The 23,707-nt window shown below is 60.3% G+C and carries 25 protein-coding genes; 10 read left to right on the top strand and 15 right to left on the bottom strand.

Features of this window, described 5'->3' with window-relative positions; translation table 11 throughout:
* Positions 1-48: 48 nt before the first annotated feature.
* Positions 49-453 (top strand): hypothetical protein, encoded by a 405-nt coding sequence (locus tag ACQZ5N_RS10645; protein ID WP_448732848.1) that lies wholly within the window; start codon positions 49-51, stop codon positions 451-453.
* Positions 454-586: 133 nt separating this feature from the next.
* On the opposite strand, the gene ACQZ5N_RS10640 is transcribed toward ACQZ5N_RS10645, so the two are convergent.
* Positions 587-892: a DUF1127 domain-containing protein gene (locus tag ACQZ5N_RS10640; protein ID WP_020810369.1), complete on the bottom strand. Its 306-nt coding sequence runs from the start codon at positions 890-892 to the stop codon at positions 587-589.
* A gap of 93 nt (positions 893-985) precedes the next feature.
* Here ACQZ5N_RS10640 and ACQZ5N_RS10635 point away from each other — a divergent pair, with 93 nt between their 5' ends.
* The 3 genes from ACQZ5N_RS10635 to ACQZ5N_RS10625 all read left to right on the top strand — a co-directional run bounded on the left by ACQZ5N_RS10635 (position 986) and on the right by ACQZ5N_RS10625 (position 5,043).
* Positions 986-2,404: an aminotransferase-like domain-containing protein gene (locus ACQZ5N_RS10635; RefSeq protein WP_448732847.1), complete on the top strand. Its 1,419-nt coding sequence runs from the start codon at positions 986-988 to the stop codon at positions 2,402-2,404.
* A 154-nt stretch (positions 2,405-2,558) separates the two neighbouring features.
* On the top strand, positions 2,559-4,793 hold the full coding sequence (purL, locus tag ACQZ5N_RS10630; RefSeq protein ID WP_448732846.1) for a phosphoribosylformylglycinamidine synthase subunit PurL: 2,235 nt from the start codon (positions 2,559-2,561) through the stop codon (positions 4,791-4,793).
* 16 nt (positions 4,794-4,809) lie between these two features.
* Positions 4,810-5,043, top strand: coding sequence for a BolA/IbaG family iron-sulfur metabolism protein (locus ACQZ5N_RS10625; RefSeq protein ID WP_003507909.1), 234 nt, complete (start codon positions 4,810-4,812; stop codon positions 5,041-5,043).
* 140 nt (positions 5,044-5,183) lie between these two features.
* Here the strand turns inward: ACQZ5N_RS10625 and ACQZ5N_RS10620 are convergent, their stop codons facing one another.
* Complete coding sequence (locus ACQZ5N_RS10620) at positions 5,184-6,332, bottom strand: hypothetical protein (RefSeq protein WP_425647171.1); 1,149 nt, start codon at positions 6,330-6,332, stop codon at positions 5,184-5,186.
* Positions 6,333-6,543: 211 nt separating this feature from the next.
* On the opposite strand from ACQZ5N_RS10620, the gene ACQZ5N_RS10615 reads away from it, so the two are divergent.
* The 4 genes from ACQZ5N_RS10615 (at position 6,544) to ACQZ5N_RS10600 (ending at position 9,039) form a co-directional block, all read left to right on the top strand.
* Positions 6,544-6,792 (top strand): hypothetical protein, encoded by a 249-nt coding sequence (locus ACQZ5N_RS10615; protein ID WP_059760363.1) that lies wholly within the window; start codon positions 6,544-6,546, stop codon positions 6,790-6,792.
* Positions 6,789-7,220 (top strand): hypothetical protein, encoded by a 432-nt coding sequence (locus tag ACQZ5N_RS10610; protein ID WP_448732845.1) that lies wholly within the window; start codon positions 6,789-6,791, stop codon positions 7,218-7,220. The genes ACQZ5N_RS10615 and ACQZ5N_RS10610 overlap by 4 nt, the downstream gene beginning before the upstream one ends.
* A gap of 137 nt (positions 7,221-7,357) precedes the next feature.
* On the top strand, positions 7,358-7,693 hold the full coding sequence (grxD, locus tag ACQZ5N_RS10605; RefSeq protein WP_003520429.1) for a Grx4 family monothiol glutaredoxin: 336 nt from the start codon (positions 7,358-7,360) through the stop codon (positions 7,691-7,693).
* 137 nt (positions 7,694-7,830) lie between these two features.
* A complete protein-coding gene (locus ACQZ5N_RS10600; protein ID WP_059760367.1) occupies positions 7,831-9,039 on the top strand; it encodes a multidrug effflux MFS transporter in 1,209 nt (402 codons plus the stop codon).
* A 233-nt stretch (positions 9,040-9,272) separates the two neighbouring features.
* On the opposite strand, the gene ACQZ5N_RS10595 is transcribed toward ACQZ5N_RS10600, so the two are convergent.
* The 5 genes from ACQZ5N_RS10595 to rpsD all read right to left on the bottom strand — a co-directional run bounded on the left by ACQZ5N_RS10595 (position 9,273) and on the right by rpsD (position 13,589).
* Positions 9,273-10,097, bottom strand: a complete 825-nt coding sequence (locus ACQZ5N_RS10595) for an inositol monophosphatase family protein (protein ID WP_448732844.1) — start codon at positions 10,095-10,097, stop codon at positions 9,273-9,275.
* 29 nt (positions 10,098-10,126) lie between these two features.
* Positions 10,127-10,954 (bottom strand): inositol monophosphatase family protein, encoded by an 828-nt coding sequence (locus ACQZ5N_RS10590; RefSeq protein WP_059760371.1) that lies wholly within the window; start codon positions 10,952-10,954, stop codon positions 10,127-10,129.
* A 16-nt stretch (positions 10,955-10,970) separates the two neighbouring features.
* Positions 10,971-11,912, bottom strand: coding sequence for a tRNA 2-thiocytidine(32) synthetase TtcA (ttcA, locus tag ACQZ5N_RS10585; protein ID WP_161987873.1), 942 nt, complete (start codon positions 11,910-11,912; stop codon positions 10,971-10,973).
* Between the two features lie 61 nt (positions 11,913-11,973).
* Complete coding sequence (locus tag ACQZ5N_RS10580; RefSeq protein ID WP_448732843.1) at positions 11,974-12,903, bottom strand: glutaminase; 930 nt, start codon at positions 12,901-12,903, stop codon at positions 11,974-11,976.
* 68 nt (positions 12,904-12,971) lie between these two features.
* Entirely contained in the window at positions 12,972-13,589 is a 618-nt protein-coding gene (gene rpsD / locus ACQZ5N_RS10575) for a 30S ribosomal protein S4 (RefSeq protein WP_003520423.1), read from the bottom strand.
* Positions 13,590-14,041: 452 nt separating this feature from the next.
* Between rpsD and ACQZ5N_RS10570 the strand changes: the two genes are divergently transcribed.
* Positions 14,042-15,025, top strand: coding sequence for a TerC family protein (locus ACQZ5N_RS10570; RefSeq protein WP_269827521.1), 984 nt, complete (start codon positions 14,042-14,044; stop codon positions 15,023-15,025).
* A gap of 234 nt (positions 15,026-15,259) precedes the next feature.
* On the opposite strand, the gene ACQZ5N_RS10565 is transcribed toward ACQZ5N_RS10570, so the two are convergent.
* The 7 genes from ACQZ5N_RS10565 to ACQZ5N_RS10535 all read right to left on the bottom strand — a co-directional run bounded on the left by ACQZ5N_RS10565 (position 15,260) and on the right by ACQZ5N_RS10535 (position 21,578).
* The gene (locus ACQZ5N_RS10565) at positions 15,260-16,774 is read right to left on the bottom strand and encodes a helicase HerA domain-containing protein (protein WP_448732872.1); all 1,515 of its coding nucleotides are present in this window, start codon (positions 16,772-16,774) and stop codon (positions 15,260-15,262) included.
* Positions 16,775-16,902: 128 nt separating this feature from the next.
* The gene (locus tag ACQZ5N_RS10560; RefSeq protein WP_448732842.1) at positions 16,903-17,790 is read right to left on the bottom strand and encodes an EamA family transporter; all 888 of its coding nucleotides are present in this window, start codon (positions 17,788-17,790) and stop codon (positions 16,903-16,905) included.
* A 51-nt stretch (positions 17,791-17,841) separates the two neighbouring features.
* Positions 17,842-18,480: a LysE family translocator gene (locus ACQZ5N_RS10555; RefSeq protein WP_020810457.1), complete on the bottom strand. Its 639-nt coding sequence runs from the start codon at positions 18,478-18,480 to the stop codon at positions 17,842-17,844.
* 169 nt (positions 18,481-18,649) lie between these two features.
* Complete coding sequence (locus tag ACQZ5N_RS10550; protein ID WP_448732841.1) at positions 18,650-18,889, bottom strand: hypothetical protein; 240 nt, start codon at positions 18,887-18,889, stop codon at positions 18,650-18,652.
* Positions 18,890-19,267: 378 nt separating this feature from the next.
* Positions 19,268-20,089: a glutamate racemase gene (gene murI, locus ACQZ5N_RS10545; RefSeq protein WP_059760388.1), complete on the bottom strand. Its 822-nt coding sequence runs from the start codon at positions 20,087-20,089 to the stop codon at positions 19,268-19,270.
* Positions 20,073-20,906, bottom strand: a complete 834-nt coding sequence (locus ACQZ5N_RS10540; protein WP_003520414.1) for an RNA methyltransferase — start codon at positions 20,904-20,906, stop codon at positions 20,073-20,075. Before ACQZ5N_RS10540 ends, murI begins: the two co-directional genes overlap by 17 nt.
* A 138-nt stretch (positions 20,907-21,044) precedes the next feature.
* Positions 21,045-21,578, bottom strand: a complete 534-nt coding sequence (locus tag ACQZ5N_RS10535; RefSeq protein ID WP_448732840.1) for a hypothetical protein — start codon at positions 21,576-21,578, stop codon at positions 21,045-21,047.
* 215 nt (positions 21,579-21,793) lie between these two features.
* Between ACQZ5N_RS10535 and ACQZ5N_RS10530 the strand changes: the two genes are divergently transcribed.
* Positions 21,794-23,008 (top strand): NADP-dependent isocitrate dehydrogenase, encoded by a 1,215-nt coding sequence (locus tag ACQZ5N_RS10530; RefSeq protein ID WP_003520411.1) that lies wholly within the window; start codon positions 21,794-21,796, stop codon positions 23,006-23,008.
* A 19-nt stretch (positions 23,009-23,027) separates the two neighbouring features.
* On the opposite strand, the gene ACQZ5N_RS10525 is transcribed toward ACQZ5N_RS10530, so the two are convergent.
* On the bottom strand, positions 23,028-23,651 hold the full coding sequence (locus tag ACQZ5N_RS10525; protein ID WP_448732839.1) for a TetR/AcrR family transcriptional regulator: 624 nt from the start codon (positions 23,649-23,651) through the stop codon (positions 23,028-23,030).
* Between the last annotated feature and the right edge of the window lie 56 nt (positions 23,652-23,707).

Here is a 23,707-nt window from a genome sequence, read left to right as displayed (position 1 = left end):
TTTGATGCCGGTTTCGGCGCCGTTTCGGCCTCTCTTCTGGATGACCTGATGCCCCGTCTTCTTCGACACAATGCCTACAAGGCCGCCGGACTGATCCTCGCGGCAGCGGCGCTTGCCGCCTGCCAGCCGAAACCGCAGCCTTCCTCCTCCTTCTCCCGCGCGGCCCTGCCGACCATGGAACGGATCGCGCTTGGCGCGAATGCCTGCTGGTTCAAATCGGGCGACGTGGCGTTCAAGGCCTATCGCCTGGCGCCGGAACTCAACTCCTTCTCCGGCCGCCCGCGCATCCTGCTCGTGCCGCGCAACAGCCCGGAATCGCGCCCCATGCTGGTGGTTCAGGCAGAAGGCAACCCGGCAAAGCTCGATGCTTTCGGCCCCGTGATGAACGAAGCCCTTTCCGGCCGCATCGCAACCGACGTCAAGCGCTGGGCGAATGGCGGCAAGGGCTGCTGATCGACAGGCACCGGCACCCGTGAGAACGCGGTCGACATAAAAAAACCCGCCAGCGCCGGTTGGGATTGGCGTGGCGGTTTGCCGAATGGCTGCTTGGCGCCGGGGAAAGATGGCGCCGCTCTCCGACAAAAAATCAAAGCGGCCGCGGCGGCCAGGAAAACAGCCGGGATTTTGCCGCCTCCTTCAAGGCTTCATCCCGCGTAACGCCGATATCGTCCAGCAGATCGTCCGAAAGTTCCCGCAGGGCGAAGCGCCCCTGACGTTTCCGCTGCCATGAGGATACGCCCGCAATCAGGCGACCAATAAGCGTGCGGGCGATCTTGGCCGGAAAGGGCGCCGGTGCGACCATGTCGCCGGCATCGCGGAACACGCGTTCCCGTTCGTAGCCATCAGGATAGAGTGTATCCGCTGTCGAAAGGTATTGATCCATCTTGCGCATATTGCACCTATTGTCTCCGTGCGTTTAGCCTCATTCAATGCAGACAATAAATACAATTGACTTAGGGATAGATACAATGCATAAATTGTCACCATGACAAATTGGCTTCCCGACATTACCGAGGGCGACGGCCCGATTTACCTCCGCCTTGCCGACAGTATCGAAGGCGCGATTTCCGACGGCATCCTGCAGGCCGGCTCGAAATTGCCGCCGCAGCGCAATCTTGCTTACGATCTCGGTGTGACAATCGGCACAATCAGCCGGGCCTATGCGCTCATCCATGAGCGCGGCCTCGTCAGCGGTGAGGTCGGACGCGGCACCTATGTCAATGAGCGCAAGACCCCTGCCCCGTCATTGCCCATGGAGTCGACAACCGCCGCCTTCGGCAGCACGCGCCATGCCGTCGATACCAGCGCCGAATTCCGGTTGAACACCACCGCTGCGCCGGATGTCGGCCAGAGCGTACTGATCGCCAAGCACATCGAGGCGGTGACCAGAGAGCATCCGCAGGACATTACCAATTATGCCCGCTCTTTTCCCGACAACTGGTGCATGGCGGGCGTTCGCTGGCTTTCCCAGAACGGCTGGTCGCCGAAGCCGGAAAACATCGTTTCGACGCTTGGCGCCCATGCGGCGGTGATGAGCGTGATGTCCGCGATGACCGCGCCGGGCGACCGCATCGTCTTCGAACCCGTCACCTATTCCCACATCAGCCGCAGCGCCGCCCTTGCCGGCCGGCGGGTGACGCTGGTGGAAGCGGATGAGAACGGCATTGTCCCTGACGATTTCGAACGCGTCTGCGCCCAGCAGCATCCCAAGATGATCTTCCTGATGTCGGCCGGCCAGAACCCGACCTGCGCCACCCTGCCGGAAGAGCGCCGCCGCGCGATTGCCGATATCGCCCGCCGCTACGGCGTGTGGATCGTCGAGGACAATCTTTATGGCGCGATGACGCGCGATGCGATCCCGCTGATCGCCGAATTTGCGCCCGACATTACCTTCGTCGTCGGCGGTCTGTCGAAATCCGTCGCCGCCGGCGTGCGCGGCGGCTGGGTCGCCTGTCCCGCGCAATATTCCTCGCGCATCCGTATTTCCCACTCGATGATGACGGGCGGCCTGCCCTTCATGCTGGCCGAACTGAATGCGCGCCTCGTCAATAGCGGTGACGCCCACGATATCCGCAAGGATTGCATCGCCGAACTGAATGAGCGCGAGGCGATTGCCCGGCGCGTCTTTACCGGGCTGGACTTCAATTCGCTGCCCGATATCGCCTTCCTGTGGCTGAGACTGCCCGAACCATGGCTTTCCGGCACCTTCCGCAACGCGGCGATGAAGGAAGGCGTGCTGATCGACGACGAGGACGAGTTCAAGGCCGGCCGGACGGACAAGGTTTTCCACCGCGTCCGCATCAGCTTTTCCGGGCCTTCCACCCGCGAGGAACTGACCCATGCCTTCGGCATCCTCCGCCACCTGCTGGATAACGGCTCGGCCGGCTATGAAAGCGTGGCGTGATACGGGTCGCAGCGTTGCGGGCACCGCCCGCAACGGGTGAATAACCGCATAAACCGCCAATTAGCCGGCAAAGCGGCGCATTTTCCTGTCGCGCCATGGAGCCTCTTGCGCTAAAGAACCGGAAACTTTCCTCGGCTCGAACCGCGTGAGACCTATGTCGATTCCAAACTCCATCAAGATCACCCCGGAACTCGTTGCATCCCACGGGCTGAAGCCCGACGAATACCAGCGTATCCTCGACCTGATCGGACGGGAGCCGAGCTTTACCGAGCTTGGCATCTTCTCGGCCATGTGGAACGAGCACTGCTCCTACAAGTCCTCCAAGAAGTGGCTGAAGACCCTGCCGACCAAGGGTCCGCGCGTCATTCAGGGCCCCGGCGAGAACGCCGGCGTGGTCGATATCGACGATGGCGACTGCGTCGTCTTCAAGATGGAGAGCCACAACCACCCGTCCTATATCGAGCCCTATCAGGGCGCGGCGACCGGCGTCGGCGGCATCCTGCGTGACGTCTTCACCATGGGCGCCCGCCCGATCGCCGCCATGAATGCCCTGCGTTTCGGCGCGCCTGACCACCCGAAGACCCGCCACCTGGTGGCCGGCGTCGTCGCCGGTGTCGGCGGTTACGGCAATTCCTTCGGCGTGCCGACCGTCGGCGGCGAAGTGGAATTCGATCCGCGTTATAACGGCAACATCCTCGTCAACGCCTTTGCCGCCGGTCTTGCCAAGTCCAACGCGATCTTCCTTTCGGAAGCCAAGGGCGTCGGCCTGCCGGTCGTTTATCTCGGTGCGAAGACCGGCCGCGACGGCGTCGGCGGTGCGACCATGGCATCCGCCGAATTCGACGAATCCATCGAAGAAAAGCGCCCGACCGTTCAGGTCGGCGACCCCTTCACCGAAAAGTGCCTGCTGGAAGCCTGCCTTGAGCTGATGAAGACCGGTGCGGTCATCGCCATTCAGGACATGGGTGCGGCCGGCCTCACCTGCTCGGCCGTTGAAATGGGCGCCAAGGGCGATCTCGGCATCGAGCTTGACTTGAACGCCGTGCCGGTGCGCGAAGAGCGCATGACGGCTTACGAAATGATGCTGTCGGAAAGCCAGGAGCGCATGCTTATGGTTCTAGAGCCTTCCAAGGAAGAAGTCGCCAAGGCGATCTTCGTCAAGTGGGGTCTGGACTTCGCCATCGTCGGCAAGACCACCGATGATCTGCGCTTCCGCGTGCTGCACAATGGCGAGGAAGTCGCCAACCTGCCGATCAAGGAACTGGGCGATCAGGCTCCCGAATATGACCGCCCGTGGACGCCCGCCAAGGTGCCCGCGCCGCTGGCGGAAAACGACGTGCCCGCCGCCGATATCGCCGATGCGCTGGTGTCGCTGGTCGGTTCGGCCAACAATTCCTCGCGCCGCTGGGTCTACGAACAGTATGACACGCTGATCCAGGGCAATTCGCTGCAGCTTCCCGGCGGCGATGCCGGCGTGGTTCGCGTCGAAGGCCATGACAAGAAGGCGCTCGCCTTCTCCTCCGACGTCACACCGCGTTATGTCGAGGCCGATGCCTTCGAAGGCGGCAAGCAGGCCGTGGCCGAATGCTGGCGCAACATCACCGCAACCGGCGCTTTGCCGCTGGCGGCAACCGACAACCTCAATTTCGGCAACCCGGAAAAGCCTGAAATCATGAGCCAGCTCGTCCATGCCATCAAGGGCATAGGCGAAGCCTGCCGCGTGCTGGAATTCCCCATCGTTTCCGGCAACGTCTCGCTCTATAACGAGACCAACGGTCAGGCGATCCTGCCCACCCCCACCATCGGCGGCGTCGGCCTCTTGAAGGACTGGGGCCGCATGGCGCGCATCCGTTTCGCCGCCGCTGACGAAGTGGTGCTGCTCGTCGGCGCCCCTGCCGGCCTCGGCACGCATATCGCCCAGTCGGTTTACATGCGTGACATTCATGGCCGCATCGATGGCCCGGCGCCGCATGTCGATCTGGCCGCTGAAAAGAACAACGGCGATTTCGTCCGCAGCCTCATCACCGACGGTCTTGCCACCGCCGTTCACGATTGCTCCTCGGGCGGTCTGGCACTTGCAGTCGCCGAAATGGCGATTTCGTCGGGCATCGGCGCGACCATCGACGCGGTCGAAGGCCACAACCCGGTCCTCACCTTCTATGGCGAAGATCAGGGCCGTTACCTTCTGACGGTCAAAAAGGCCGATCTCGACGAGGTGCAGACAGCGGCGAAGGCGGCGGGCGTTTCCTGCCCGGTCATCGGCGTTACCGGCGGTTCCACCGTAAAGCTGGGCACGGCGCGGGCTGTCGAGATTAAAGAATTGCACTTGGCCTATGAATCGTGGTTCCCTCAATTCATGGACGGCGAAACTTTGCTCGCCGCAGAATGAATTAAGGAGAAACATCATGCCCATGAAACCCGGCGACATTGAAGACATGATTAAGGCGGGGATTCCCGGGGCAAAGGTCACGATCCGCGATCTGGCCGGTGATGGCGATCATTACGCGGCGGAAGTCGTTGCGGAAGCATTCAAGGGCAAGACCCGTGTGCAGCAGCACCAGATGGTCTATGACGCGCTGAAGGGCAATATGGGCGGCGTTCTGCATGCCCTTGCCCTGCAGACCTCGGCTCCCGAATGATTGCGCCCGTGAAAGCGGTTCCAGCAACAGACCGTCTCTGTCCCGCCTGCGGCAGAGCGTGAAACCTGCGGAATAAATCAAGGCCCGCGTGATACTCTCACGCGGGCCTTTTCATGTCCGGCCGAATGGGTCGTCGCCGCTTACAAGGCGGGCGGCGTCTGCGAATCCAGAGCGGCGAAGGAGGCGGCAGGCAAAGGCCCCGCCGTCAGCAGGGTAAAATCGTAACCGGATCTGCGATCCGGCCCCAGCACATATTGCCGGTGCATGCGCAGGAAGTTGCGCTTGTTCTTCTTATAACGATCCGGTGAAAGTGAATGCTTGAAGCGGATCGGTACGATCTTCGGCTGCGGCGCATCCCTGTGACCGGTCAGGCCCACGGTATTGCACCGGTAGAGATGAATCGGATCGGTCAGGCACTGGATATCGAACCATGTCACCTCTGGGTGACGCGCAATCGAACCGACGCTCTCACGAAGCCGGTCGGCGCTCGACAGGAACGCACATTGCAGCGCCGCCCCGCCCAAGGTCGCAAAGGACAGTTTCCGGCCATCCAGCGCATCCGGCTTCAGCTCCAGCACTCGGCCGATCACGGCGAGCGCAAGGCTGGCGCCCATGCTGTGGGAAACCACCAAAACCTCGTCCGAAGGCTGCTCCAGCGCCGTCAGAACAAGTGCTGCCCTCTCCTCGATCCAGTCGCGGGCAATCGGCTCATCGCGGCCGACTGCGAGCGCGAACCGCCAGTCCGCATAAAGATGCAGGGTGTGAAACCGCTCCGCAAACGGCAGGAAAGCCTTCACGAAAAACAGGGCGGCGACGGGAAGGCTGATCGCCAAGAGCCAGAGAGGTAAGGCGAAAATTAAGGGCGACAGGGCAATAGCCGCCGCAAGCGCACCGCCGACAAGCATCAGCAGGAACGGAAAGATGAAGAACAGGCCAAAACGCCAGGCGTGGCGGAAATAACGCGCCGCACCGCCCTCGGCGATGATGCCGGCTCCGGCCTTGAAACCGAGCCAGATCTGCCGCCAGACGGGCGCATCCCGCAATTGCGATATCACCGCATTATGGTCGTAAACGAAAATGTCGGAGCGCGTCCGCCAGTCGCCCGCCGAGGCCTCCACCGTGAATGTTTCGCCCCCGGGCGCATTCTCCAGCGGTCCCACGGCATAATCGACATCCCATGTCTTGCCGGCCAGCGCCGCCGCCCGCTGGTAACGCAGATGATGGGCGGCCGCATCGAGCGGATCGAAACCGGGGAAATAAAGAACAAGTCGTGACTTGACGGCTGGCATGCATGAACCTTCGGCCGGAGCATTTCCAGTAAAAGCGCAATCGCTTTTACGTCAGGACAATGCGTAAAAACAAAGAGATAGTGCGCTTTTGCGTTTCGGAGAAAAGCAAAACCGCGCTAGAGACACCCGAAAGGATCGCTTGATACAGCGGGCGATGCACGTATAGTAAAAATCGCGACGGAAATGTGATTTATTTATCGGTGAGGGAAATTTGTCTGGCATCGTCGATCAAGTACTCAACGGCGTCGTCAAGGGCGCACTGTCTGAAATCCTCACCAAGACCGGTATCCGCAAGACCCGCCGCGCGCGCCGGACGAAAAGCACCGGCTCGCTTGCCGGCGGCATTGTCGGATCCGTCCTCGAAGCCGCACTCAACGCCGCCGTCAAACCCAAGCCAGCCAAGAAGCAGGTGAGCAAAAGGCGCACAGCCGCCGCCCGCAGCAGACAACGATATCGATGATGTATCGCCTCCCCCTGCTTCCCGCCTTTTTACTACTGGCGATTTCGGGGCCGTTACAAGGTGCCGCAGAGGTTAAGAGCAGAAAAGAGATCAAGATCGGCTTCGTCGTGGAGCTTGATGGTGCTGATCGGATATCCGGCACAGCCTTCTGCAAAACCGGCAACACCTGCCGCCTGGTAGACCAGAAAAGTCCAAAGTTAATTCTCGATATTGAAGTGAACAGTTTCTATAGCGAAATGGAGATTGACTGTGAGGACGATTGCTCGTTGCCGAGCGGCATGCGAGCCATAACGTTCGATAACACTCGCGAATTCGATATTTGGGAAGGCGAAACAGGTGTATTGATACAATCAGTCTTCAGACGGTGGGAGCGGATAGGAAAAATAGTTCTCGACTTTTCTTACCCGAAGAGAACGACGCGCTGGTAGCCGGAGTTTCGACCCGCAATCAGCGATGCCACACCCGCAGTTTTTTACGCTTTCCGGGTGGAAATCGCGCCACGACATGTTATCTAGGAACAAACAGAAAGCAGCGGCCTTGAACCGCATGTGAAAGGAATAGGCCTATGAGCGGCATTCACGACATGATCGACAGCGAAGTGAAGAGCAACGACATCGTTCTTTTCATGAAGGGCACCCCGCAATTTCCGCAGTGCGGTTTTTCCGGCCAGGTGGTACAGATCCTCGATTATCTCGGCGTCGACTACAAGGGCATCAACGTGCTTGCCGATGCAGATATCCGCCAGGGCATCAAGGACTACTCCAACTGGCCGACCATCCCGCAGCTCTACGTCAAGGGCGAATTCGTCGGCGGCTGTGACATCGTAAGAGAGATGTTCCAGTCCGGCGAACTTCAAAACCACTTCCAAGAACAGGGTATCAGCGTCCGCGGCGCGGCCTGATTTCGGCCGGTTCATCCGGCCCACCCTGATTGTCAGAAATTTATGCCAGGCGTTGCTTCATGCAACGCCTTTGCCGTTCTTTTTGGGGCAATCCTGTGACAAATCTTTCACAATCCACCGCTTCGCGCGCAGGCTCGATGGGGCGCACGGAATTCATCGCGCTTGCCGCGATGCTGATGGCGCTGAACGCGCTCGCCATCGACATCATGCTGCCCGGTCTTCAGGAAATCGGTGCCTCGCTCGGCGTCGAGAACGAAAACCACCGCCAATATGTGATTTCCGCCTATCTTCTCGGCTTCGGCATCGCCCAGCTTCTGTACGGACCGATTTCGGACCGTTTCGGACGCCGCAAGCCGATGTTCGTCGGGCTTGCCATCTACATCGTTTCAGCCATCGCCGTGGTCTTCGTACCGTCCTTCTCAGGGCTGCTGATGCTGCGCTTCATTCAGGGCATCGGTTCGGCGGCAACGCGTGTCATCACGGTCTCCATCGTGCGTGACATCTATGGTGGACGGCAGATGGCGGAAGTCATGTCGCTGATCATGATGGTCTTCATGGTCGTACCGGTCATTGCGCCCGGCACCGGCCAGATCGTGCTGTTTTTCGGTGACTGGCACCTGATCTTCGCTTTCATGGCCGCCATTGCCGCCGTGGTGACGGCCTGGATGTATTTCCGCCTGCCGGAAACCCTGCATCCGGACGATGTCCGCCCCTTGACCGTAAGCTCCATCCTCGGCGGTTTCAAGATCGTGCTCACCAACCGTATCGCGCTCTGCTATACGCTCTCCAGCACCTTCATCTTCGGGGCGCTGTTCGGCTTCATCAACTCGGTCGAACAGGTCTATAAGGGCATTTACGGGCTCGGCGCATGGTTTGCGGCGGCCTTTGCGGGCGTGGCGCTGTTCATGGCCTTCTCGTCCTTCGTCAATGCAAGGCTGGTCGGCCGGTTCGGCATGCGCAAGCTGTCACACGGCTCACTGCTCGGCTTCATCGCCATCACCTTCGTCTGGCTGCTGGTGCAGGTGCTGGGGCCGGAACCGATGCCCTTCGCCATCTTCATCGTGTTCTTTGCGCTCGCCATGTTCCAGTTCGGCTGGATCGGTTCGAACTTCAACTCGCTCGCCATGGAGCCGCTCGGCCACGTCGCCGGCACCGCATCCTCCGTCATGGGCTTCATGGGAACCGTCGGCGGCTCGCTGATCGGCGCGGCCATCGGCCAGTCTTTCGACGGAACGGCGCTGCCCATGGTGGCGGGCTTCTTCGCCGTCTCCATCGTCGGCCTCATCTTCGTGCTGATCGGTGAAAAGGGCGTGCTGTTTCAGGCACATAACAAGCCGACCCGCTGAAGGGCGATAGAAAAATAAAAGGGCGCGGAATTCTGTTCCGCGCCCTTAATGTTATGACAAGTCTGCTTTCACACTCAACGTCATCCTTGGGCTTGTCCCAAGGATCTAATCACGTCAACAAAATCGGGATGTTGCAGATGCTCGGGACAGGCCCGAGCATGACGAAGGAGAGATTTGAGGACGTGGCAGGCAGGCTTGTGAAGGCAAGAAGCTGAAATTCGCGTGAGCGCACCTCAAACCGTAAAAATCTTCTCCCGCAGCAGTTCCCACGTCTCCTGATCCGGCGCGAGCAGCAGCCCGCCATCCAAATGGCTCGGCAGATAGGGCGAGCCGTCGAGACGCGCCGCATAGGCGCCCGCCTCTTGCGAAAGCAGCGTGCCGGCCAGATGGTCCCAGGGCATCAGCTTGTTATACATCAGGAAATGCATGTGGCCGCCGCAGAACAGGCGGTATTCATGCGCCGCGCAGCGATAGCTGGTGAAGAGCCGCACATCGGCGAGGTTCGTCAGGATCTTGCGCCGTGTCTCCACGTCGAAATAGCCGGTATTGGCGATACCGACCATCTGCGACAATTCCGGGGCCGGCACGACCGACATCTCGGTCTGCGAACCGTCGGCGCTGCAAAGCCACGCGCCGGAACCCTTTTCGGCAATCGCCCAGTCATTGCCCATCGGATCGAAGATCAGGCCGGCAACGGTCTCGCCCTTGGAGATGACGCTCATCATCACGCCGAAAAGCGGCAGGCCGGAAGCGAAATTATAGGTGCCGTCGATGGGATCGACCACCACGGCGAGATCGGCATCGGCAAGCTTGCCAAGCAGCGAGGCATCCGCCGCCACCGCCTCTTCGCCGATGAACAGCGCCTGCGGCATGATTTCCTGCACGCGGGCGCGGATCAACCGCTCAGCGGCCTCGTCAGCCTCGGTGACGAGATCGATCGCCTCGCTCTTGATCCGCACATCGCCTTCGCCCAGATTGCGGAACCGCGGCAGGATTTCCACTGCCGCCGCCTCCTGAAGCGCATTGGCAAGAGAGGCGATGTCGAGTTCGAGAGCCATGGGCGATATCCTTCTATTTGAGCGCGATGTTATAAGGCGACGATTTCCCGTCGCAGCATCTTCCAGCTTTCCTTGTCGGGAGCGGACAGGATGCCGCCCTCCGTCTGCCCCGGCCGATAGGGCGTATTGTCGAAACGAGCCGTGTAACCGCCCGCCTCCTGATGAATGAGCACGCCGGCGAGATGATCCCACGGCATCAGCTTTTCATGGCCGATGAAATGCAGCTTGCCGGCCGAGGCGAGCCAATATTCATGTGCCGAGCAATTGAGCGACAGCGCCATCTTGATCTTGGCCATATTGGCGGCAATCACCGGCCGACGATCCTGATGGCTGTGGCCCCAGGAAAAGATGCCGACCATATCGGACAATGGCGCGGGATCGGCAACCCTGAGCTTCGCCTGCGAACCGTTCCTGCGGTTGAGAAACGCGCCCTCGCCTTTCAGGGCAACGATGGTATCGCCCATCACCGGATCGTGGATGATGCCCGCCACCGTCTCGCCCCTGACGGTGACCGCAAGCAGCGTGCCGAAAGCGGGAAAACCGGAAGCATAATTGAAAGTGCCGTCGATGGGGTCGATCACGAAAGCAAGCGGCGCATCGGCAAGTGCGGGAATGACGGATTGGTCCGCCTCATAGGCCTCTTCGCCGACGATATGGGCCTTCGGAAATCGCTGAAGGAGAGCAGCGGTGATCGCCTTTTCCGCCAGAACATCGGCCTCGGTGACCAGATCGACGGCCGAGGTCTTTTCGGAGATCGCACCGGCGCTCAGGTTTCGGAAGCGGGGAAGAATTTCATTCGCGCCGGCAGCGGCAACGGTGGAAACGAGGAAGTCGATATCTTTGTCGGAAAGGGTCATCGGGCGGGGCACTTCTTCATAAGGGGGAATTGGCCTCCCTACGCTCTTCAGGTGACGCCCCGGTGACAGAAAGCGCCGAAAAATCAAAAAGCTTCGGATCGAGCAGATGCGACGGATTGACATGGGCAAGCGCCCTCAGCATCACGTCCTTGCGGCCCGGCATACGCCGTTCGATGTCGGCCAGCATCTCCTTCATGGCATTGCGCTGAAGCCCGTCCTGCGAGCCGCAGAGGTCGCAGGGAATGATCGGGAATTCCATCGCCGCCGCAAATTTCGCCATATCCTCTTCGGCGCAATAGGCAAGCGGGCGCATCACCATCAGGTCGCCCTCATCGTTCAAAAGCTTCGCCGGCATACCGGCCAGCCGGCCGCCGTGGAAGAAGTTCATGAAGAAGGTCTCAAGAATATCCTCGCGGTGGTGGCCGAGCAGCAGCGCGTCACAGCCCTCCTCCCGGGCGATGCGGTAGAGATTGCCGCGCCGAAGCCGCGAACAGAGCGAACAGTAAGTGCCGCCGGAGGGCACCTTTTCCTTCACCACGGAATAGGTATCGCGATATTCGATGCGATGGGGCACACCGATCTTCGCCAGATACTCCGGCAGCACGTGTTTGGGAAAATTCGGCTGGCCCTGATCCAGATTGCAGGCAACAAGTTCGACCGGCAAAAGGCCGCGCCACTTCAGATCGAGCAGCAGCGCCAGAAGACCGTAACTGTCCTTGCCGCCGGAAAGGCCAACCAGCCAGCGCTTCTGGCCATTCAGCATGCCGAAATCTTCAAAGGCCTGGCGCACATTGCGCAGCAGCCGTTTGCGCAGCTTGTTGAACGACACCGACCGCGGCGCATTGTCGAACAGGGGATGCGAGCTGCCGTTTTCCTCGGACGCGTCCTGATCCGCCCCGATCTGGTCGGCCCCAGCCTGATCTACAAAGTCATCGATCTTGGTGAGAATGTTCATCATCCGCTCGCTCCGGCACCACTGCCGTTCTTAGTGCAGGCAATGCCCCCATCCGCCGGCAATATCAAGCCCCGAATACCGACCAGCCGGTTTTCGTCGCCAGCATTTCCAGCGCCTGTGACCCGAGCGCCGAGTTGCCGACCTTGTTGAGCCCCGGCGACCAGACCGCAATCGACGCGTTACCCGGCGCCACCGCCATGATGCCGCCGCCAACGCCGCTCTTGCCCGGCAGACCGACATGATAGGCGAAATCGCCCGATCCGTCATAATGGCCGCAGGTCAGCATCAGCGCATTGATACGCCGCGCCCGTCGGTCCGACACAACCGTATGCCCCGTCAGCGGGTTACGGCCGCGATTGGCGAGGAAAAGGCCAGCGCGGGAAAGCTGCGCGCAGGTCATGGAAAGCGCGCACTGGTGGAAATAAACGCCGAGCGTATATTCCACGGGATGGTGCAGATTACCGAAGGAGCGCATGAAATTGGCAAGCGCGAAATTGCGGAACCCCGTCGCCTGCTCGGATTTCGCCACCGTGTCATCAATGCTGATCGTATCGTCATCGGCGAGGTAACGCACGAAGCGCAGAAGTTCACCGATTGCCTCACGCGGCTGGTGGCCGGAAAGAACGATATCGGTGACCACGATGGCGCCGGCATTGACGAAGGGATTGCGCGGGATTCCGTGCTCATGCTCCAGCTGGACGATGGAGTTGAAGGAAGAGCCTGAAGGCTCGCGCCCTACCCGGTTCCACACCGTTTCGCCGGCCTTGCCGAGCGCCAGCGTCAGCATGAAGACCTTGGAGATGCTCTGGATCGAAAACGGCGTGAGCGCATTGCCGGCCGTATAGGTGGTTCCATCGACAGTGGTGATGGCGATGCCGAACTGGTTGGGATCGACCTTGGCAAGTTCGGGAATGTAATCCGCGACCTTCCCCTCGCCGAGCCTCGGCGCCATGCTGTCGTAAATGGAATCGACGATCGCCTGAATGTCCTGCATGCAAAGCCTTCCCCGCAAACAAAAAAGCCGCCCCGAAGGGCGGCTTCCTGAATACTGAAACGCGTCGATTAACGCGAGTAGAATTCGACGACCAGATGCGGTTCCATGACGACCGGGTACGGAACGTCGGAGAGAGCCGGAACGCGGGCGTAGGTCGCAACCATCTTGTTGTGGTCAACTTCGATGTAGTCCGGAACGTCGCGCTCAGCGAGCTGAACGGCTTCCAGAACGGTTACGAGCTGCTTGGACTTCTGGCGAACTTCGATAACGTCGCCCGGCTTGCAGCGGTAAGAACCGATGTTGACGCGAACGCCGTTAACCGTGACGTGGCCATGGTTGATGAACTGGCGCGATGCGAAAACGGTCGGAACGAACTTGGCGCGGTAGACGATGGCGTCCAGACGCGACTCGAGCAGGCCGATCAGGTTTTCGGAGGTGTCACCCTTGCGACGGTTTGCTTCGTCGAAGGTGGCGCGGAACTGCTTTTCACGCAGTTCGCCGTAGTAGCCCTTGAGCTTCTGCTTGGCGCGCAGCTGCGTGCCGAAGTCGCTCATCTTGCCCTTGCGGCGCTGGCCGTGCTGGCCCGGGCCGTATTCGCGGCGGTTAACCGGGGACTTCGGACGGCCCCAGATGTTTTCGCCCATGCGGCGGTCAATTTTATACTTAGCCGATTCGCGCTTGCTCATCGTATTTCCTTCTCAAAAGGTTATGCCGGTTTGTTACCAAACCGGTTCAAGGAAACACGCCCTCCTCTGAAGCCCGTTTCAGGGCCTCTGACAGGCTTCTCACATGCAAATGGAGAAACCACGGGACATGTCGGTGATATTGACCGCCGAACGTCAGCTATTACACTGCAAGGCAGTCAACAAAACACACCGGACATCACTGCCCGGCGTTGGGGCGGCTTCTAAACACGTTTTACAAATTTGTCAAACAACGCCTGCCGCTTTTTTTCTCGATCCTGCCCTTGAAAAGCCTGAGCGCCCACCCATCTCTCCATCGTGATCAGAACTCGGGCCCCTCTGGCGTGTTACCGGACAACACGTGATGTCGAGTTTCTTTAGGTTGGGGCCCACGTATATTCTTCACGCACGTTCCCCATCCGCAAAGCCAACCTCGTCCGGCTAAAGGTTGACTGATGGAATTTCTCCTGACGGATTTTCTCGGCACCCCCACATGGATGTGGGCTGTCTTCATTTCTCTCGTCCTCGGCCTGCTCGCGCTCGATCTCGGCGTGCTGCACAAGAACTCCAAGGAAATCGGCGTTCGTGAAAGCCTGCTGATGTCGGGCTTTTATATCGCCATCGGCTTGGCCTTCGGCGGCTGGATCTGGTACCAGTCCGGCGAACAGTCGGCGATGGAATATGTCACCGGCTTCGTGGTCGAAAAAAGCCTGGCGATGGATAATATCTTCATCATCGCCATGATCTTCTCCTATTTCGCCATTCCCCGCCAATATCAGCACCGCGTGCTGCTCTGGGGTATCCTCGGCGTCATCGTCCTGCGCGGCATCATGATCGCCGGTGGCGCGGCCATCGTCGAAAACTTCCACTGGGTGCTTTATCTCTTCGCGGCCTTCCTCGTCTTCACCGGCCTCAAGATGCTGTTCTCGTCCGACCATGATGAATCGGATATCGGCAATAACCGCATCCTGAAGTTCCTGCGCAGTCACCTTCCGGTGACAAACAGGCTGCATGGCGAGAAATTCTTCGTCAAGGAAACCGATGAGACCACCGGCAAACTCAAGACCTTCGTGACGCCGCTCTTCCTGGCGCTCATCATGGTCGAAATCGCCGACCTGATCTTCGCAGTCGATTCGATCCCGGCAATCTTCGCGATCACCACCGATCCGTTTATCGTCTACACCTCGAACATCTTCGCGATCCTCGGCCTGCGCGCCCTTTACTTTGCGCTCGCCGCCCTGATCCACCGCTTCGCTTATCTGAAATATGCGCTGGCTGCGGTTCTGGTCTTCGTCGGTTCGAAGATTTTCGTCGCCGACATGCTCGGCATCGCCAAGATCCCGCCCGCCGTCTCTCTCGGCGTCACCGTCGCCATCCTCGCAACCGGCATCATCGGTTCGCTGATCGCGACGCGCAAGGAAGCAAAGGCCATCGAATAAGGCCTTTATCGAGGAGGCGGAAACGCCTCCTCAGCCTCTCTCAGAATTCCGCTGACGAATGAGGTTGCCACCGCAACATAATATACACACCGTCACCCCGGACCCGATCCGGGGTCCAGTGCGATCAAGTCCTTGATCGCAATAGACTCGTCTCACGGCGCAGACGCGCCGTGGCTGGATGCCGGATCAAGTCCGGCATGACGGGAGGTATGTCAAACAAGCAGCCTGCCAACCTCATTCGGCCGCCAGCCTTGTATCATCCTCCGCCGCATCCGCATCGCCGGGTGCGGTTTTCGCGTCGAGATCAGGGAAAGCCACGATGCGCTTGCCGGAGAAATCGGCATGCACCACCACAAGCTCCTTCTCCTCGAAATAACCGAGGAGCCGCCGGGCGCGGCGGGCGGAATGGGTGCCGTAGGCGCGGGCGATGCGGGCATCCGACGGACAAGGCTCCTCCCCAAGAGCGGCCTTGACCAGCAGCAGGAAAACGCCCTGAAGGTCATCGGAAACCGACGTCGACAGTTCCAGCGCCTTTTCCCAGCCTTCGCTGGCCGCCATCGCCGCATCCACGCCGGAGCGGGCAATCGCCACCTGTCGGCGGAATTCCGGCAGCGTCATCGGCGTGCCGGGAATACGGCGCATGCGAGCGCGCACCAGAAAATCCTGATAAAGCACGGCATCGGTCCGATAGGCCGATTGCGGATCGTCGAGAATTTCGACGAGAACCGTAGCGATTTTCTCCTCACGCTCCTCCGGCGTCATCTCCGCCTGGCCGCTTCGCGGCTGCTCGGGTGAAGGACCGACGGCAGCAGGCGTGGAACGGGAGAGTTCGGCCAGAATATCCGTGGTCGGGCGTGGTGCTGGCGGTGTGCGGCGCACGGCAGGCCGGGTAAACTCTTCCGGATCCGGCGTGAAAATCAGGTCTTCGACATCTGGCAGGGCATCCGGCAGCGGCATCAGCTTCGGCGAAGAGGAACGCGCCGAGGTTTCCACCGGGCCGATGACGATGGGCAGCGGCCGGCGCGACAGCGCCGGGCCGAGCGCCACGAAATTGCCGCGCTGCAAATCGCGGAACATTTCCGCCTGCCGCCGGTCCATGCCGAGCAGGTCGGCCGCGCGCGCCATGTCGATATCGAGGAAGGTGCGGCCCATCAGGAAGTTCGAGGCTTCCGCCGCGACATTCTTGGCAAGCTTCGCAAGACGTTGCGTGGCGATGACGCCGGCCAGCCCGCGCTTACGCCCACGGCACATCAGATTGGTCATGGCGCCGAGCGAGGCCTTGCGGGCATCCTCGGTCACCTCGCCGCCGACGGAGGGCGCAAACATCTGCGCCTCATCCACCACGACAAGCACCGGATACCAGAATTCACGATCCGCATCGAACATGCCGTTGAGGAACGCGGCGGCGGCCCGCATCTGCTGTTCGATATCGAGGCCTTCCAGCGTCAGCACGCAGGAGACGCGGTGCTGGCGAATACGGTTGGCAATGCCGGCAAGCTCCGCTTCGGTACGCTCGCCATCCACCACCACATGACCGAACTTGTCGGAAAGCGTGACGAAATCACCCTCGGGATCGATGATGACCTGCTGCACCCATTGCGCCGATTGCTCCAGCAGCCGGCGCAGCAGATGCGACTTGCCGGAACCGGAATTGCCCTGCACCAGCAAACGCGTCGCAAGCAATTCCTCGATATCGAGCTTGGCCTGCTGCCCGCCCGATAGGGTTCCCATGTCGATGCCGACCTGCAATGTTCCATTCCTCGTGCTGCATGTCATCCGGCCGATTCCCGTGGCGGCGGCCGAACATGCTCTTTACCAAAAAATCGCCGGTTGCGTCTGCCGCATCCCGATAATGCACAGGCAATTCAATATTCCGCCTATGCGGGCCGACCCCGAAACCAGGAAAAGGCGATACGCCGCCCGAAGACGTTGAGCATCAACCCCAGAATGACCAGCGCCGCGCCCACCACCTCGAAGACGGTGATGTGCTCCGCAAAAGCGAAATAGGCGCTGACGAAACCGACCACCGGCACCAGCAGCGAAAAGGGCGCAACGGTTCCCGCCGGATAACGCAGAAGCAAATAACTCCAGATGCCCGCGCCCACAATGGTAGCGCCATAGGCCATATAGACCACCACGAAAGCCGTCATTGCCGTTGCGTTGGCAAGGCCATCGGCAATCGCACCCGGCCCTTCCACCACCAGCGAAAGCGCCGCCAGCGGCAGGACCGGCACCAAGCTAGTCCAGGCAACAAAGGAAACGGCGTTCACCTGGCCGATACGCCTGTTGACGATATTGCCGCAAGCCCAGGCAATCGCCGAACCGATGCCCATCAGAAGCGGCACGAGAGCCGCAGCCGTCATGCGCTCCACGCCGATCACCGCAAGCCCGCTGAAAGCGATGATCGCGCCGACGACCTGCGAAGGCAAAGGCCGCTCGCCGAGAAACAGCACGGCAAGCGCCAGCGTGAAAAAGGCCTGAGACTGCATGACCAGCGACGCAAGCCCGGCGGGCAGACCGAGCTTGATGGCCGGATAAAGCAGGCCGAACTGCACGAAACCCATGGCCATGCCGTAAACGATCATGTGCCGCCACGGCACATTCGGTTTCGGCAGGAAGAATACCAGAGGCAGGGCCGCACAGAGATAACGCAGCGCCGTCAGAAACAGGGGCGGCATGTCCGCGACCCCGATCTTGATGGCAACGAAGTTGAAGCCCCACAAAAACACGGTGATCAGGGCGAGAAGAATATGCGGCAATGCCATTTTGTTATGTCCGAATTTCAGGCGACCGACACCTCTGATGTTTGAGGGGCTTTACGCCGAAACCGCCCTCTTCCAGCCGAAGGCAACGAGACCGGCGCCGATCAGGAGACCGCCGCCCGTGCGGTTGACGATGCGCTGAACCTTCGGCTTGCGGATCGTATTGCGGGCGGCACTTGCCAGAAGTCCATAAAGCGCCGCATTCACCGTGGCAAGCACCAGGAATGTGACTTCAAAAATCAGCACCTGCGGCCAGAAGGGCAATGTCGGCACCAGAAACTGCGGCAGGAAGGCCACGAAGAACACGATGCTCTTCGGGTTCAGCGCGGTGACGATATAGGCATGCAGGAAGATTTTGAGCGGCCTTTCGCGGCCGGTCACGCCCGTTCCTTCCGCACCCTCGCCGCCGACCGGCGAACGCCACAGCTTGATGCCGAGATAGATGAGGTAAGCCGCACCGATCCATTTAAGCCCAGTGAAAAGCGCCGCCGATGTGGCAAGCAGCGCGCCGAGACCGAGCATGGAAGCGGTCATTGCGGTAAAATCACCAAGCGCCACACCCGTCACCGTCGCCGTGCTGGCCTTGCGGCCATGGCCCAGCGCATAAGAAATCACCAGCAGGATCGTCGGTCCCGGAATGGCGAGCATGATGGCGGATGCGGCCACGAAGGCCAGCCAGTTCTCCAGCGGCATGATAGGTCTCCTTTGTGCCTAGTCTCGAGCAAGCCACGGAAAACGCTCCGCATCAAGCCGGATTTTTCGCAGATCGCGCCGCGGCCGCCTGCATTTCGTGGTTTGTCAACGGGCGTAACTCGACGACGAAGCCTCCCCGACATTTCTTTGCCGGAGAGGCCTTTGCCAATCAAAACCGGGGCGCCCAGTAAGGAACCTCCCAATCCCGCCGCCGCTTCACCCGCGACGGCTCAAGGCCGATATCGACCAGAAGGCGCTCTGGCAGATCGGCAGGATCAGTCGGCGGTGCACGCGGCACCACCGCGGCAACGAGAACCGCCTTCAGGGTTTTCCAGACACCGAATGTGACGAACAAGCGATCGACCGCATCCGGCAGCGGATATGCTACCAATGGTTGATTTTTCTGCATGGGAAATCCATCCCGGCGCGGCAAAGCGGCCAGGTCCTTTATCGATGGAAAACGACATGCCGAAACGGTGCGCGCAGCACTCATGCCACGCAAACGCGCAAGTCACATGTCGGACGAAGTGAAAATGCCAAACGGCAAGGAAATCAGGCCATAAGCCTTATCGGAGGGAGATGCCTCGGGTCACATAACCGCCGATAATCATGCCGGAAAGGCCTGACATGCCGTTAAGGCGCATATTGATGTCATTGGTCATTCCACGCCTCCATTTATAGCGGTTACAGACAAGATGCATCTTACACAAGAAATCCGGCGCGACAAGTGGTCGCAATCTCGAATTGCAAAAGACGGATAAAACAGATGCAAAAATACAACAGGCGCTCAGGCCGCCGAAACGCTGAGACCGAAACCCTGCATCAGCCGCCGGGTGGCGAAATCCGGCTTGCCGGAGGTGAAGACGGCAAAATCGAAACCATCCGGATGCTCCGCATCCTGCGGCAGCGGCACGAGGTGGCGCGCGCGCCGCGCAATCGCCTCGGCGGGGTCGAGCCAATCCACCGGCCATGGCGCCAGCCTGCGAAACAGATTTGCCATGAAGGGGTAATGGGTGCAGGCAAGAACGACGATATCCGTGCGTTTTCCCTCGCTGTCGATGAAACAGGGTTCGATTTCGGCAAGCACAGCCTCATCCGAAACCGGCTCGCCCCTGATCCAGCTTTCCGCCATGCGCGCCAGGTTTTCCGAACCGACGAGGCGGACATGACATTGGCTGGCGAAGGACTGGATGAGATCGCGCGTATAGGCGCGCTTGACGGTGCCCGGTGTCGCCAGCACGGAAACGAGGCCCGAGCGGGTGCGCTCCGCCGCCGGCTTGATGGCGGGCACAGTGCCAACGAAGGTCATATCCGGAAATCGGGCGCGAAGATCTGCGCCAGCGAGCGTGAAGGCGGTGTTGCAGGCGATGATGCAGACTTCCGGGCTATAGTCGTCCAGCAGCTTGTCGAAGAGCGAGAGAATGCGCGCCTTCAGCGCTTCCTCCTCCCAGCCGCCATAGGGAAAACCCGCATCGTCGGCGACATAGATGAAGCCGCGCTCGGGCATCAGCACCCGCGCCTCGCGCAGCACGGTCAGCCCGCCAATGCCGGAATCGAACACCAGCACCGGTTTCAGAACATCGGCCGCGGCCTCACTCGTCTTCAGCATTCTCCCCTGCTCCCTCGGCCGACGGCCCCGCTGCCCTTCCCGCCTGCTTCGGCCACTGCCGTGGAAAGCGGTCGAGCGAATTGATCACGCCACGGAAAACGCTGATTTCCTGCTCGGAAAACCCGCGTCGCGACAGCACGGCGCGCAGATTGTCGACCATTTTCGGCTTTTTTTCAGCGGGATGAAAATAACCCCGCGCATCCAGCGCTTCCTCGATATGTTCGAACAGGCCGAAAACCTGTTCCTTGGTCGAAGGACGCTGCTCGACGGACTGGAAAAGCGTCTCTCCCAGATCGTCCATGCCGGATTTCATCCATTCATAGGACATCAGAAGCACGGCCTGTGCGATATTGAGCGAGGCAAAAGCGGGATTGACCGGAAATGTCACGATCTCGTCGGCCAGCGCCACTTCCTCATTGGTCAGCCCCCAGCGCTCGCGGCCGAAGAGGATACCGGTCTTTTCGCCAGCCTTGAATTTTGCCCTGAGCGTATCGGCGGCGGTGACGGGCGCACGCACCGGCTTGAAACCGTAACGCTCGCGCGCGGTCGTGGCATAAACGAAATTAAGGTCCTTGATCGCCTCTTCCAGCGTCTCGAATACCTTCGTGGCGTCAATGACGTGATCGGCCTTGGAGGCCGCGGCGCGCGCCTTCTCGCTCGGCCAGCCGTCACGCGGATTGACCAGACGCAATTCGGCCAGGCCGAAATTGGCCATGGCCCGCGCCACCATGCCGATATTTTCGCCGAGCTGCGGTTCGACGAGAATGATCGCCGGGCCTTCCGCCACAAGTTCGAGATCGCTGTTTGTGCCTGCCATCGTCTTTTGTCCGTGTGTTGAAGCGTCGCATCGATTTTCAGCCCGACGCGCTAAAGCGCGCTTCACTGGCACAGATCGGCGCCAAAATCAAAGCCGGCGCGGAGAAAGCCTGGCTCCACCCCGCTGGCAAGACGCCCCTTATTGCTCTCCCTTGATGATCGTCGCCATTTCTTCACGCAACGAATCCCTGCCCTCATCGCCGACCCGGTGAATATCGCTGATGACCGGGCGGCCGTCTTCCTCGACGACGTCGAAATGCACTTCGTCAACCGTCACCTTCATCTCCGCCTCGTCCATGCAGGCCCAGAGCTTGAATTTCGCCGTCACATCCGTCACGCCGTCCTTCACCGCGCCCGGCGTCACGGAAACATCGGCCAGCGGGCAGCCATCCTGCGAGTTCGTCACGACATCGTAACCGAAGGGATCGCCGGTTTCGCCGCTTTCGGCCTCGTAAGCCGGCTTCTTGGAGGCTTCGCGATATTGCGCGACGAAATCCTTGCTGAACAGGCTGGTCAGCATGTCCTCGTCGAAAACGTATTTCCAGTTTTCCGCCTCGCCCGACCAGTTCTTGACGGTGATATCCATCACCTTCTGAACGGGATCGGCAGGCCCGGCGGCGAGCGCGCTATGCGAAAAGAGGACGGCGGCAGTCAGAAGCAGAATATTCCGCATGATGTGATCCCGGGATAGGCCCGACAGGCGGGCGAAGCGATTCGCCTGACTGTATTCCGGCATTATGGTTTGGCAATGCGCAAAGCGTTATTGCGCTGCGCCAAAAAAGCGCCCCCCATGGCTTTGCCTCAGGCGCGCGCGATGCTATAGCCGCACCGGATATTTTTCCGGATACCGGCGCCATCCGGCGCCACAGCTTCGAAGGTGAGGAATTCATGGCAAAGATCAAGGTAGCCAATCCGGTCGTCGATCTCGACGGCGACGAAATGACCCGTATCATCTGGCAGCTCATCAAGGACAAGCTGATCCTGCCATACCTCGATCTCGACATCGAATATTACGACCTCTCGGTTGAAAACCGCGACGCCACCAACGACCAGGTCACGGTCGATGCGGCGCACGCCATCAAGAAGCATGGCGTAGGCATCAAGTGCGCGACCATCACCCCGGATGAAGCCCGCGTCGAGGAATTCGGCCTGAAGCAGATGTGGAAGAGCCCGAACGGCACGATCCGCAACATTCTGGGCGGCGTCATCTTCCGCGAGCCGATCATCTGCAAGAACGTTCCGCGCCTCGTTCCCGGCTGGACCAAGCCGATCGTCGTCGGCCGTCACGCTTTCGGCGACCAGTACAAGGCAACCGATTTCAAGTTCCCCGGCAAGGGCAAGCTGACCATCAAGTTCGTCGGTGAAGACGGCCAGGTCATCGAAAAGGACGTCTTCGACGCCCCGAGCGCCGGCGTGGCGCTTGCCATGTACAACCTCGACGAATCCATCCGCGAATTCGCCCGCGCCTCCATGAACTATGGCCTGATGCGCAAGTGGCCGGTTTACCTCTCCACGAAGAACACCATCCTCAAGGCCTATGACGGCCGCTTCAAGGATATCTTCGAAGAAGTCTACCAGAACGAATTCAAGAAGCAGTTCGACGAAATCGGCATCACCTATGAGCACCGCCTGATCGACGACATGGTCGCTTCCGCGCTGAAGTGGTCCGGCGGCTACATCTGGGCCTGCAAGAACTACGACGGCGACGTGCAGTCCGACACGGTTGCTCAAGGGTTCGGCTCGCTCGGCCTGATGACCTCCGTTCTCCTGTCTCCCGATGGCCGCACGGTCGAAGCCGAAGCCGCACACGGTACGGTCACGCGCCACTACCGCCAGCACCAGAAGGGTCAGGAAACCTCGACCAACTCGATCGCCTCGATCTTCGCCTGGACCCGTGGCCTCGCCCACCGCGCCAAGCTGGACGACAATGCGGAACTGGCAAAGTTTGCGGCAACGCTCGAAACCGTCTGCGTCGACACCGTCGAAAGCGGCTACATGACCAAGGATCTGGCGCTCCTCATCGGACCGGACCAGCCCTGGCTCTCCACCACCGCCTTCCTCGACAAGATCGACGAAAACCTCAAGAAGGCAATGGCGGCTTAAGCCAGCCTTCCCAGCGACTTCAAAACCCGGCCTCAGCGCCGGGTTTTTTATTTGTACCGTAGAGCTGAAACGTCAGTTGAGCGGCGCGGGCCGAGCGAGCGTCTATCTCCTCTTGCGTCGGAAGGCCAATCGCTCCCGTCGCACGCCTTATTTGCAAATCCCCTGCCAGAAGCGACAGCCAGATTTCCGCAGGCTCTTCCGCTGCCGCAATATCCGTGACGCCCTGTTTTGCCAGCGCCTGAAAATACGCCGCAAGCTTCGGCATGACGTGGTCACGACCCTTTTCCGCCAGAAATGCTCCAAGCGTGGCGTCACCGCCGGCTTCCGCCGCCGCAACCCGATTGAGCAGCACCGCCCGCTCCCCGAGAAGCATCGACAATAGTTCAGCCCCGAAACGGGAAAGCTCCCTCACGCCATCGGCCGCTTCCGCCGACGGCAATACCAGCCTTGCGGCATTTTCTTCGACCATGGCTTCGTAAAGCCCGGCCTTGCCGCCGAACCAGCCATAGAGCGTTTCCTTGGAGGACCTGCTCACCTTCGCCAGCGCCTGCATGGAAAAGGCGGCATATCCATCCCTGGCAAGCATGGCGAAGGCATGTTCGACAATCTCGCGCCGGCGCAATTCCCTGCTTTCATTTCGCATCCGCACTTCCTTGACAGTAACCGTACATATGCGTACGGATATTCCGTACGCATATG

It is taken from the genome of Agrobacterium sp. 22-221-1 (assembly GCF_053522445.1).
This window is presented reverse-complemented; position numbering and strand designations above follow the sequence as displayed.

Bases quoted from the DNA above. Each gene is read 5' to 3' on its own strand.
- ACQZ5N_RS10645 (WP_448732848.1), top strand. From the start codon at position 49: ATGCCCCGTCTTCTTCGACACAATGCCTACAAGGCCGCCGGACTGATC.
- ACQZ5N_RS10640 (WP_020810369.1), bottom strand. From the start codon at position 892: ATGCGCAAGATGGATCAATACCTTTCGACAGCGGATACACTCTATCCT.
- ACQZ5N_RS10635 (WP_448732847.1), top strand. From the start codon at position 986: ATGACAAATTGGCTTCCCGACATTACCGAGGGCGACGGCCCGATTTAC.
- purL (WP_448732846.1), top strand. From the start codon at position 2,559: ATGTCGATTCCAAACTCCATCAAGATCACCCCGGAACTCGTTGCATCC.
- ACQZ5N_RS10625 (WP_003507909.1), top strand. From the start codon at position 4,810: ATGCCCATGAAACCCGGCGACATTGAAGACATGATTAAGGCGGGGATT.
- ACQZ5N_RS10620 (WP_425647171.1), bottom strand. From the start codon at position 6,332: ATGCCAGCCGTCAAGTCACGACTTGTTCTTTATTTCCCCGGTTTCGAT.
- ACQZ5N_RS10610 (WP_448732845.1), top strand. From the start codon at position 6,789: ATGATGTATCGCCTCCCCCTGCTTCCCGCCTTTTTACTACTGGCGATT.
- grxD (WP_003520429.1), top strand. From the start codon at position 7,358: ATGAGCGGCATTCACGACATGATCGACAGCGAAGTGAAGAGCAACGAC.
- ACQZ5N_RS10600 (WP_059760367.1), top strand. From the start codon at position 7,831: ATGGGGCGCACGGAATTCATCGCGCTTGCCGCGATGCTGATGGCGCTG.
- ACQZ5N_RS10595 (WP_448732844.1), bottom strand. From the start codon at position 10,097: ATGGCTCTCGAACTCGACATCGCCTCTCTTGCCAATGCGCTTCAGGAG.
- ACQZ5N_RS10590 (WP_059760371.1), bottom strand. From the start codon at position 10,954: ATGACCCTTTCCGACAAAGATATCGACTTCCTCGTTTCCACCGTTGCC.
- ttcA (WP_161987873.1), bottom strand. From the start codon at position 11,912: ATGATGAACATTCTCACCAAGATCGATGACTTTGTAGATCAGGCTGGG.
- ACQZ5N_RS10580 (WP_448732843.1), bottom strand. From the start codon at position 12,903: ATGCAGGACATTCAGGCGATCGTCGATTCCATTTACGACAGCATGGCG.
- rpsD (WP_003520423.1), bottom strand. From the start codon at position 13,589: ATGAGCAAGCGCGAATCGGCTAAGTATAAAATTGACCGCCGCATGGGC.
- ACQZ5N_RS10570 (WP_269827521.1), top strand. From the start codon at position 14,042: ATGGAATTTCTCCTGACGGATTTTCTCGGCACCCCCACATGGATGTGG.
- ACQZ5N_RS10560 (WP_448732842.1), bottom strand. From the start codon at position 17,790: ATGGCATTGCCGCATATTCTTCTCGCCCTGATCACCGTGTTTTTGTGG.
- ACQZ5N_RS10555 (WP_020810457.1), bottom strand. From the start codon at position 18,480: ATGCCGCTGGAGAACTGGCTGGCCTTCGTGGCCGCATCCGCCATCATG.
- ACQZ5N_RS10550 (WP_448732841.1), bottom strand. From the start codon at position 18,889: ATGCAGAAAAATCAACCATTGGTAGCATATCCGCTGCCGGATGCGGTC.
- murI (WP_059760388.1), bottom strand. From the start codon at position 20,089: ATGCTGAAGACGAGTGAGGCCGCGGCCGATGTTCTGAAACCGGTGCTG.
- ACQZ5N_RS10540 (WP_003520414.1), bottom strand. From the start codon at position 20,906: ATGGCAGGCACAAACAGCGATCTCGAACTTGTGGCGGAAGGCCCGGCG.
- ACQZ5N_RS10535 (WP_448732840.1), bottom strand. From the start codon at position 21,578: ATGCGGAATATTCTGCTTCTGACTGCCGCCGTCCTCTTTTCGCATAGC.
- ACQZ5N_RS10530 (WP_003520411.1), top strand. From the start codon at position 21,794: ATGGCAAAGATCAAGGTAGCCAATCCGGTCGTCGATCTCGACGGCGAC.
- ACQZ5N_RS10525 (WP_448732839.1), bottom strand. From the start codon at position 23,651: ATGCGAAATGAAAGCAGGGAATTGCGCCGGCGCGAGATTGTCGAACAT.